7 protein-coding genes are annotated in these 8,886 nt (G+C 48.9%); all 7 read left to right on the top strand.

All coding sequences use genetic code 11. The features are described from left to right. Positions 1-4 precede the first annotated feature (4 nt). A complete protein-coding gene (locus N836_RS76335; protein ID WP_023070817.1) occupies positions 5-160 on the top strand; it encodes a hypothetical protein in 156 nt (51 codons plus the stop codon). 366 nt (positions 161-526) lie between these two features. Further along, positions 527-1,372 (top strand): Npun_R2479 family HD domain-containing metalloprotein, encoded by an 846-nt coding sequence (locus tag N836_RS43240; RefSeq protein ID WP_023070819.1) that lies wholly within the window; start codon positions 527-529, stop codon positions 1,370-1,372. Next, the gene (locus N836_RS43245) at positions 1,366-1,854 is read left to right on the top strand and encodes an ATP-dependent zinc protease family protein (RefSeq protein ID WP_023070820.1); all 489 of its coding nucleotides are present in this window, start codon (positions 1,366-1,368) and stop codon (positions 1,852-1,854) included. The genes N836_RS43240 and N836_RS43245 overlap by 7 nt, the downstream gene beginning before the upstream one ends. A gap of 101 nt (positions 1,855-1,955) precedes the next feature. Beyond that, the gene (rimK, locus tag N836_RS43250; RefSeq protein ID WP_023070821.1) at positions 1,956-2,873 is read left to right on the top strand and encodes a 30S ribosomal protein S6--L-glutamate ligase; all 918 of its coding nucleotides are present in this window, start codon (positions 1,956-1,958) and stop codon (positions 2,871-2,873) included. A gap of 100 nt (positions 2,874-2,973) precedes the next feature. Beyond that, positions 2,974-3,096, top strand: coding sequence for a hypothetical protein (locus N836_RS77840; RefSeq protein ID WP_268744298.1), 123 nt, complete (start codon positions 2,974-2,976; stop codon positions 3,094-3,096). Between the two features lie 12 nt (positions 3,097-3,108). Next, complete coding sequence (locus N836_RS43255; RefSeq protein WP_023070822.1) at positions 3,109-4,314, top strand: bifunctional sterol desaturase/short chain dehydrogenase; 1,206 nt, start codon at positions 3,109-3,111, stop codon at positions 4,312-4,314. Positions 4,315-4,676: 362 nt separating this feature from the next. Beyond that, a partial coding sequence (locus N836_RS72815; RefSeq protein ID WP_152532045.1) for a Calx-beta domain-containing protein occupies positions 4,677-8,886 on the top strand: 4,210 nt, incomplete at its 3' end.

Consider the following 8,886-nt stretch of genomic DNA (forward strand, 5'->3'; position numbering starts at 1 on the left):
CTGTATGACTGTGATCACAGTCAGTGACAGTTTTATCTGGCACCCTGGCACCAAGGGTGTTGCAGATATTACCAGCCTCTGCCGTACATTCCGCGAATCAGGTATCTATCTCAGGTATGCCAGCTATCTACCATTACAGGCTGGGCAACATATGAAGTGAATACTCCGGTTATACGTCTGACCCGCATCTACAGGCGTTTGGGCAGGGGAGAACGATCAAACCGTTGGCCAACAGACCAGTATTCTGCCTGAACAAGGGGACAAATATATGTTGCCTTTGCAGCTAATGCAACCCGGTCCATAGTCTGCAGTTTTTAACACAACTCGGATGTTGATGTTGGATCAGGTGTGGCACAGCTGTGCATAGCTAGATTAAATCTCTGTTTAGTAAACCCTACGCAACCTGGGCTACGCCTGCGCACTGTACGGTACCTTTGGCTATACAACGGTAACCCTGGGGTGTGTTAGTTTTAGCTCAGCTTTAAACGCCGTGCATTTATTTCCCCCTATCCAAGCAGCCCTTACTATGTTCAATGTCACCGAGATTCTGATCGCTGATTTTGTTGAAAAACTGCGTCTTGGCTATCGACGCACCTATGGTGGGCTGCACCATGACTACGAAGAAATTATTGCCTGGGCCGGTAGCATGGCCCTTGAAAATATCGCTAACAGCGATGCGCTCTACCATAATGTTGAGCACACTATTTTAGTGACCCTAGTGGGCCAGGAAATTTTAAGAGGTAAACACACCCGTCAAGGGGGGGTGACTGCAGAAGATTGGCTGCATTTCATTATTTCTTTGGTTTGCCACGACATTGGCTATGTCAAAGGTGTTTGTCGCGAAGACCGTGAGCATGAAAACCTTTATGCCACGGGTAGAGGGGATATGGTACAGCTGGCTCCTGGAGCTACAGATGCCTCCTTAACGCCTTATCACGTGGATCGCGGTAAGTTGTTTGTGGAAGAACGATTTGGTAATAACGAACGTATTGACGCCATCCGTATTAAGCAGAATATTGAACTCACCCGGTTTCCAGTCCCTAAGCAAGAAGACCATCAAGATACTGTTAACTATCCAGGGCTAATTCGGGCGGCGGACTTAATCGGGCAGCTGAGCGATCCTCGCTATCTGAAAAAAATTAGTGCTCTTTTCTATGAGTTTGAAGAAACTCAACAAAATCAAGAGCTCGGCTATAAAACCCCCCATGATTTGCGGAGTAACTATCCCAAGTTTTATTGGGGCGTGGTGCATCCTTATATTCACGATAGTCTTCGGTATCTGGCCCTGACCCAGGAAGGCAAACAAATAATTGCCAATTTGTATTCCAACGTTTTTATGGTGGAGTACGAGCGAGATTTGCTGCCTTGTTAAATGGATACTCAGCAGCAGCTTCTGATTTGCCACTGATTGGGTGGCGGGAATGGATACAGCTACCTGACTTTGGCATCACCAGCATTAAGGCAAAGGTGGATACAGGTGCTCGGTCTTCCTCAATCCATGCGCTCAATATTGAGCTGTTTGATCTAGAGGGAATGCCCATGGTGCGATTTCAGGTTGCTCCGGCTCAGCACAATGATCAACACCTGGTGCAGGTTGAGACTAAGCTGCTGTGTCAACGGACAGTCAGGGATTCGGGGGGGCATCAAGAGAAACGCCCCGTGGTAATCACAACCGTATCCCTGGGGAATTTAACTTGGCCTATAGAGTTGACCCTAACCAATCGGGATGTGATGGGGTTTCGAATGCTATTAGGACGGCAGGCTATTCGCGATCGCTTCTTAGTCCATTCGGGGTATTCCTTTTTACAAAGCCGCAAGGGGCAGTCAAAGGCAGCAGGAGAGAAGAAGTTGTGACCTGTGAGTTTCATCTGTTCATTGCCTGTTCAACCTCACCCGATGGAATCCTATTTGCTTGATAGGCTATTTGGGTGCCTTTACCCGGTCCTGCGCTTCCTATGAAAATCGCTGTGCTGTCCCGCGATGCATCTCTGTATTCCACCCGTCGGCTATTGGAAGCGGGCAACAAACGTGGTCACATTATGAAAATCATTGACCACATGCGCTGCTACATCGAAATTACAGCCGATCGCCCTCGATTAATTTACCAGGGCAAACCGCTGGACGATATCGACGCCGTGATCCCACGGATTGGAGCCAGTTACACCTTCTATGGCACTGCCGTCGTCCGTCAGTTTGAAATGATGGGTGTCTTAAGTGCCAATGGCTCAGATGCCATTGCCCGCTCCCGTGATAAGTTGCGCTGTTTACAACTGCTTTCGAAAGAAGGCGTGGGGTTACCGGTCACAGGGTTTGCCCATTCCACCAAAGATACAGAAGGCGTTATTGAGTTAGTGGGTGGAGCCCCTCTGGTGATTAAGCTGCTGGAAGGGACGCAAGGAATTGGTGTTGTTCTAGCAGAGACCTACCAGGCTGCCAAGTCCGTAATCGAAGCGTTTCGCGGTCTCGATGCCAATATCCTGGTGCAGGAATACATCAAAGAAGCCAAAGGCCAGGACCTGCGGTGTTTTGTTGTTAACGATCAGGTGATCGCCTCCATGAAACGTCAGGGGGCTCCCGGTGAATTTCGCTCTAATATCCACCGAGGTGGCACGGTACGTCGCGTCAAGCTGAGTGCTCAGGAACGAGATACCGCGATCAGAGCCGCTATGGCCATGGGACTGAAGGTAGCGGGGGTAGATTTGCTGCGCTCCAGTCACGGTCCAGTCGTAATTGAGGTGAATTCTTCCCCAGGTTTAGAAGGCATTGAGCGCGCAACAGATATCGATATTGCGAGCAAAATTATTCAGTATTTAGAACAGCAATGGCGGCTGCAGCGCAAGGTTGCGGCAAAAGGCAAACAGACTAAAGAATAACTCCCCAGGACAAGCTGATCACGTACGCCCCTTCCCTCCGGTTCGATTAAGTTTTACCATCAGAGACGAAACAATTCGCAACACTGAGGGGACAGGAGTAATGCCCAAGGCAACCTGGAATGGGGCTGTGCTAGTTGAGAGTGACACCTGCAACGTCATTAAGCAAGGGCGGCAGCCAGAAGTCTCAGGGAACATGCCGCCTGCTGGCGCGGTATCACTTTAGAGGTTAAGACCTGTGTGGAATACCGTCGGCAGTTTTGATGCAAACTGGTTGCTTCAAGGGCTATGGGGATTGCTATCTGTGTTTATGGTGGAAATGGTGCGCGACATGTATCACGTGGCCAGCCATCTTTGGCAACCATTGATTCAACTACATAATTGGCACCATAAGGCGTATCGAAAAGATTTTACCCTCGTTAGTGAGGAGCTCTATAGAAAGGCTCACTTTTATAATGATGTCCCTGAGTCAATCGTGATGATGACAACGATGGCGGCAGTGGCTTTACTGACCCCCCTTTGGGGATTTTGGTTAGGCTTGCTTTATGGGGCAGGTTTTTTGGTGGCGGCCCTGTTGCGATCGCAAGGTCTGTTTCACACCAGCGACTTAACCCACGAGCCTGGACCACTGAAGACTCTGCCAGGACTGTGGTTTGTCAACCGCACCTACCACTGGCGACACCATTTTGATGAAACCACTGCCTACTATGCGGGCTATTTCACCCTATCGGACAAGATCATGGGTACAGCACTGTCTTTAAAGGGAAAAACTGTCGCCGTCACTGGTGCTTCCGGCACCCTGGGTCGCGCTCTGATTAAACGACTGGCAGCCCAGGGGGCAAAACCTATTGCTCTGAGTCGCTCAGCCGATGCTGTTATTGAAGGGGCTGTCAAGGTGATTCCCTGGAGGACAGGCCAGGAACAGGAACTTAAGGATGTTTTAAGTCGGGTGAATATTTTAGTCATTAACCATGGCATCAATGTCCATGGGGAGCGCTCGGCGGATGCGATCGCAAAATCTCTGGAGATCAACGCCCTATCTGCCTGGCGATTAATGGAAGTATTCTTAGAAACCGTAGACAACCGGTGGGGCCCCGCTACTAAAGAACTGTGGATCAATACCTCCGAAGCCGAAGTCAACCCCGCCTTTAGCCCCCTATACGAAACCTCAAAACGGTTGCTCGGAGACTTAATCACCCTGCGACGTCAGGATACACCCTGTGTCATTCGTAAACTGATCCTGGGTCCTTTCAAAAGCAATCTCAATCCAGTCGGGGTAATGTCAGCCGATTGGGTAGCCGGAGCCATTGTGAGTTTGGCCAAACGAGATATCCGCAACATTATCGTAACAATTAACCCCATAACCTATGTCACATTTCCCATTAAGGAAACAATGCAAGCCATATATTTCAAGTTGTTCTCAGACAGTATAAAGAAATCTTGAACATAGGAACTTTTCTAGCCTTACAAAAGCGAAACAACAATTTTAAAGAACGGTTTATATAGGACCTTGTGTATTTACAGATACCAAAGCTCCATGTGACAGTATTATTACAGTCACATGGACAGTGCGTAGTCTACTAACGCACGGGGGATATATCAGCGTGACTACATGGGGGTCCATTCAGGTCTGTGAATGTTTCGAAGATTTATAGCTGTTGCTAATCCGTTACAGCAACTGAACTAGCAACACTTTTTTGCAGCACTTCATATATGCAGTGTTCGTTTCAGGCTGGCCACATCACAGGCCTTGCCTAATGCTGTCATGTTTTATCAAGCCAAAATTTTACTAGGTGTCTCCGTATTATGGGTCAGCAGCAGAATTCTCACCTGCCAAATTTAGGTAATACATCCATTGCTTTTGTTGATGGACAACTTGATCAAAGCGATATTCTTATAGGCTCCATCCCACCAGAGCAAGTTTATTTAATTGATGATCAACAAAATGGCATTGAGCAGATCACCGAAATACTTTCTAAATATCAAAACTTAGAAAGTATCCACATCTTTTCCCATGGCAGTGAAGGAACGTTACAGCTAGGGAACAGTGTTCTTAACGAAGAAACCTTAGGGAGCTATCTAGATGACTTAGAAGCTTGGGGTAATGCCCTCACCCAAGAGGGTGATCTGCTCTTTTATGGCTGTAATTTGGCAGCGGCTGACGGACTGGACTTTGTTAAACAGATTAGTCAAATCACCCAAGCCGATGTGGCTGCATCCAACGATATTACCGGATACGCCAAACTAGGCGGAGACTGGGAGCTAGAAGCTGTAACAGGTGATATCGCCACTACGCTTGCCATTGATACCTATCAAGGTATTTTGGACAGTAGTCTCAACAACGGCGAACCCATCAGAATCACAGCGATTGGAGATTCAATTACTCAAGCTGGGCCGGGCCATAATTCATACCGTCGTGACTTATGGAATCTTCTCAACGAGAGTGGTTACAACGTTGATTTTGTCGGTTCGCAAAATACTACGTTTGATGGTAGCCCCTTTGTAGATAGCACCTTTGATCCAGACCATGAGGGCCACTGGGGCTGGCGCGTTGATGAAATTAACAATGGCTTATCCGGTTGGTTAACGGAATATACCCCTGACGTTGCCCTAATTCATCTGGGCAGCGCTGACATATTCAGTATTCAATCGGCCGAAAGCACCGTAGATGAGCTTGGTGAGACAGTTAATCTGCTCAGGGCCGACAATCCCGATATAGCTGTTTTTATTGCCCAAATCATTCCCACCTTTGACGGGAATTCAACTATCAACAATGACAGAAATCAACGTATAGACGAGTTTAATGCACTGTTACCGACGCTGATAGCTGAACTCAACCAAACGAATTCTCCAGTCGTTTTGGTTGACCAAAATACCGGGTTTGATGCCCGCCAGGATACATTTGATGGGATTAATCCTAATGTAAGTGGCGAAGCCAAGATGGCTCAAAATTGGTTTGACGCCTTTACCAGTGTCTTTCCAGTAGAGCCCACCTTTAGCGTCCAGAACGACACACTATCCATCGATGAAGCTGCGGGCGAAGTGACGGTAACGGTGGTGCGCAGTGGCGATACCCAAGATGCAGCTACCATTGAGTACACCCTCAATGGGGTAGGAACCAACTCCGCCACACCCGACGAAGACTATAGTGCTCCAGTCACTGCAGGCCAGGTTACCTTTGCGCCGGGGGCAACAGAGGCTACCATCTCGATTCCTATCCTCAATGATGCCCTGGATGAAGGGAATGAGAGTTTCTCAGTCACGCTACAGAACCCAAGTATTGGCCTGATAGGCGCGTCTTCCAGTACAGTGGTGACGATTATGGATGACGACGCCTTACCGACACTATCACTGAGCCAGCCATCTATCAGCGTCTCCGAGACAGCAGGGACAGCATCCATCACCGTTGAGCGCAATGGGAATCCCAACACAGCGGTTTCGGTTTCCTACAGCATCAATAACGGAACAGCGGTAGCTGGAGAAGACTATATAGCAAGCTCAGGCACGCTTGAGTTTGCCATTGGTCAAACCACTCAAACTATTGAAATACCAATTTCAGATGACAGTGTTGACGAAGACCCAGAAACGTTTGTAGTGACTCTGGGTACCCCTATAAATGCTGAGTTAGGAAACCAGAGCAGTGCCCTGGTGACCATTCTCGACAACGATGGCAGTATCAATGTCGGCGAAACCATCGAAATTGTGGCGATTGGTGACTCGATTACCCAAGCCGGACCTGGGTTCAATTCCTACCGCCGTGATTTATGGAATCTGCTCAATGACGCTGGTTACGATGTTGATTTTGTCGGTTCAGAAAATGCAACGTTTGATGGTAGTCCCTTCATAGACAGCAGCTTTGATCCAGACCATGAGGGCCACTGGGGCTGGCGTGTCGACGAGATTAACAACGGCTTATCCGGATGGTTAACAGGATATACCCCTGATATCGCGCTAATTCATCTGGGCTCAGCCGACTTATTTAGTTTGCAGTCGGCTGAAAGCACCGTTGATGAGCTACGAGAAACAATCAATATTCTCAGAGCCGATAATCCCGATGTGAATGTGTTTCTTGCTCAAGTAATTCCCACTACAAATGATGATAGGAATGCACGCATAGCCGAGTTCAACGCGCTGCTGCCAGCTCTGGCTGCTGAGTTGAGCCAACCAAACTCTCAAGTGTATGTAGTAGACCAAAATACAGGGTTTGATGCCAGTCAAGATACGTTTGATGGGATTAATCCTAATGCGGGTGGCGAAGCCAAGATGGCCCAAAATTGGTTTGATGCCTTTGCCAGTGTCTTCACAGTACAGCCAACAAAGCCCTCCTTTACCCTTCAAAGCGACACCCTATCTGTCGATGAATTTGCACAGGAAGCCACCATCACCGTAATCCGCAGTGGGGATACCCAAGCAGCCGCTACCGTTGAGTACAGCCTCAGGGGTGTGGGTAACAACGCAGCTACTGCCGGTGATGACTTTACAGCTCCCGTGACCACAGGTCAGGTCTCCTTCGCACCAGGCGAAACCGAAGCCACCATCTCCATTCCGATCCTCAATGACACCTTCATTGAGGGTAATGAAACCTTGGTGGTGGAACTGCAGAATCCTAGTGTTGGCCTTCTCGGAGCGTCAACCTCCACCCTGGTCACTATCGTCGATGATGATGCCCTGCCAACGCTCTCCCTGGGCCAGCCCTCTATCACTGTCTTAGAAACTGCCACCACGGCCTCCATTACCGTTGAGCGCACTGGCAATCCCAATACTGCAGTTTCTGTTGCCTACGCCACTACCAATGGCACAGCCACAGCCGGAGAAGACTATAGTGAGACTACCGGCATCCTTGAATTTGCCATCGGTCAAACCTCTCAAACCATTGAGATCCCCATCTCCGATGACACTACTATCGAAGGGACTGAAGCCTTCTCCATTCGCCTCCTCAACCCCGTTGATGCGGAACTCGGTGACCAAAGCACCGCCACCGTCAACATTACCGACAATGATGGGGGGAGCACTATTGGCGAAACCATCGAAATTGTTACGATTGGAGACTCGATTACCCAGACAGGTCCTGGATTCAATTCCTATCGGCGCGATCTGTGGAATCTCCTCAACGATGCTGGTTATGAGGTAGATTTTGTCGGTTCAGAAAATGCGACATTTGATGGCTCTCCCTTCCTGGATAATACCTTTGATCCTGATCATGAAGGCCACTGGGGCTGGCGTGTCGATGAGATTAATAACGGGAGAGGCGGTGAAGGCAACCTAGCTGAATGGTTGACTGGCTATACCCCTGATGTTGCACTGATTCATTTAGGCACCAATGACTTATTTAATCTCCAGTCTGCTGAGAGCACAATTGATGATCTGCGAGAGACCGTCAATATTCTCAGAGCTGATAATTCTAATGTCACCATTTTCCTAGCTCAGCTGATACCTACCACGGATAATGCTAGAAATGCGAGAATCAACGAGTTCAATGCCCTACTGCCTAATTTAGTCAGTGAGTTAAATCAACCCAATTCTCCAGTTTATTTGGTGAATCAGAATGCTGGGTTTGATGCCAGTCAGGATACCTTTGATGGCATTCATCCCAATGCGGGTGGTGAAGCCAAGATGGCTCAACGGTGGTTTGATGCCTTTGCCAGTAACTTTTCCGTTTCCACAGAGCCCACCTTTAGCGTCCAGACTGACACCCTATCCGTCGATGAGTATGGCGGCAATGCCACTATCACCGTCGTCCGCAGTGGCGACACCCAAGACGCCGCTACCGTTGACTATGCCCTCAGGGGGGTAGGGAACAACCCAGCGACCGCCGATGCCGACTTCTCCGCTCCCGTCACCGTTGGACAGGTTACCTTTGCACCAGGAGCAACCGTGGCCACTCTCTCCATTCCTATCCTCAATGACTCGCTTGATGAGGGCAATGAATCCTTTGTCGTCGAACTCCTCAATCCCAGTGTCGGTATTCTCGGAGCCACAAACTCTACCCTCGTCACCATCGTCGATGATGATGCCC

Source organism: Leptolyngbya sp. Heron Island J (genome assembly GCF_000482245.1).
GTDB lineage: Bacteria > Cyanobacteriota > Cyanobacteriia > Phormidesmidales > Phormidesmidaceae > Leptothoe.